1 protein-coding gene is annotated in these 1,765 nt (G+C 76.5%); it reads right to left on the bottom strand.

The features are described 5' to 3' along the window. The coding region (locus FNQ90_RS21935; RefSeq protein WP_182607934.1) for a [protein-PII] uridylyltransferase at nucleotides 1–1,765 on the bottom strand (1,765 nt) is incomplete at both ends.

Below are 1,765 nucleotides of genomic sequence, written 5' to 3' on the forward strand. Positions count from 1 at the left end.
GGCTCCGGTGGGGTGTGCAGGGCGAGCACCGGGCCTCCGGTGGAGAGCGCCTCCAGCGCCAGGCGCTCGTCCCCCGCGGAGTTCACGGGGGCGGTGGGCACCCCGGCGGACCCGGCACCGGCGGTGTCGGCGGCGGGTCCCGCCCCCGGGGCGGCCCTCTCCTCGGTGGCCGCCCGCAGATACTCGGACACCCGCTTGACCAGGTCGGTGATGAGCGAGGCCCGCCACACCGACCAGGCCGCGGGGCCGGTGGCCAGGGCGTCGGCCTCCGTGAGGGCGTGCAGCAGTTCCAGGGTGTCGACCCCGCCGACGGCGTCCGCCACGTGCTCCACCGTCGCCGGGTCGTCCAGGTCCCGGCGGGTGGCGGTGTCCACCAGCAGCAGGTGATGGCGGACCAGGCGGGCCAGCACGTCGGTGTCCTCGGGGCCGAAGCCGATCCGGGCGGCCATGTCGCGCGCGATGGTCTCGCCCGCCACGCTGTGGTCACCGGGCCAGCCCTTGCCGATGTCGTGCAGCAGCGCGGCCACCAACAGCAGGTCCGGGCGCCGCACCCGGCGGGTCAGCGCGGAGGCCCGGACGGCGGTCTCCACCAGGTGACGGTCCACCGTCCAGCGGTGCACGGGATTGCGCTGCGGCCGGCAGCGCACCCGTTCCCAGTCCGGGAGGAGGCGGGTGATCAGGTCGGCGGCCTCCAGCGCCTCCCAGACCGGGACGGTGTCCCGCCCGGAACCCAGCAGGATGACGAACTCCTCACGGGCGTCCGCCGGCCAGGGCACCGGCAACGGCGCGGTGGCCTCCGCGAGGCGGTGGACGGCCGGAAGAGCGAGCGGCAGACCGGAGCGGGCGGCTGCCGCCGCGGCGCGCAGCGGCAGGACGGGGTCGCGGTCGGGGCGCGCGGTGCGGGCGAGCACCACCTCGCCGTCCTGCTCCACCACGCCCTCGGCCAACGGCAGGCGCTCCTCGGGGGTCCCGCGACGCCCCGGACGTCCGGCGAGGAGGCCGCGCAACCGTTGGGAGGGTCGGGTCCAGCCGGAACGGGAGCGCAGGACCCGCCCCACTTCGCGCCAGGTCACGTCGGAGGCGTAGGCGATGGTGCGGGCGGCCTCGTAGACGCGGCGCAGCAGGGCGTCGGCGTCCAGGAGGCCGAGGGCCTCGGCCACCTGCGGCTGGTCCTCCTGGGCGAGGCGGTCGGTGGCCCGGCCGGTGGTGAGATGGAGGGCGTCACGAACATCGAGGAGGGTGGTGCGGGCCTCCTCCAGACCCCGGCGGGGGGCGTCGGCCACCCAGGAGGCGGCGACGGCGCGCAGCGCGGTGACGTCCCGCAGGCCGCCCCGGGCCTCCTTGAGATCGGGTTCCAACAGGAAGGGCAGCTCACCGTGGCGGCGGGCCCGTTCCCGGCCCATCTGGTGAAGTCCGGGGAGTCGGGTGGGGGCGTCGGTGCGCCAACGGGCCGACAGTGAGGTGCGCAGTTCGGCGGTGAGGGTGTCGTCGCCGGCGATGTGGCGGGCGTCGAGGAGGCCGAGGTGGACCTTGAGGTCCTCGCCCGCCGTACGGCGCGCCTCGTCGAGGGTGCGCACCGAGTGGTCGAGGGCCAGACCCATGTCCCACACGGGGTACCAGATGCGTTCGGCGGTGGCGGCGACCGCCGCGCGGTCGGCCCGGCCGTCGTGGAGCAGAAGCAGGTCCAGGTCGCTTCGGGGGGAGAGTTCGCCACGTCCGTAGCCGCCCACGGCGACCAGCGCGCACCGGGGGCGGGCGGGGGCGC

The sequence above is a fragment of the Streptomyces alkaliphilus genome (assembly GCF_014141535.1).
GTDB classification, from domain to species: domain Bacteria; phylum Actinomycetota; class Actinomycetes; order Streptomycetales; family Streptomycetaceae; genus Streptomyces; species Streptomyces alkaliphilus.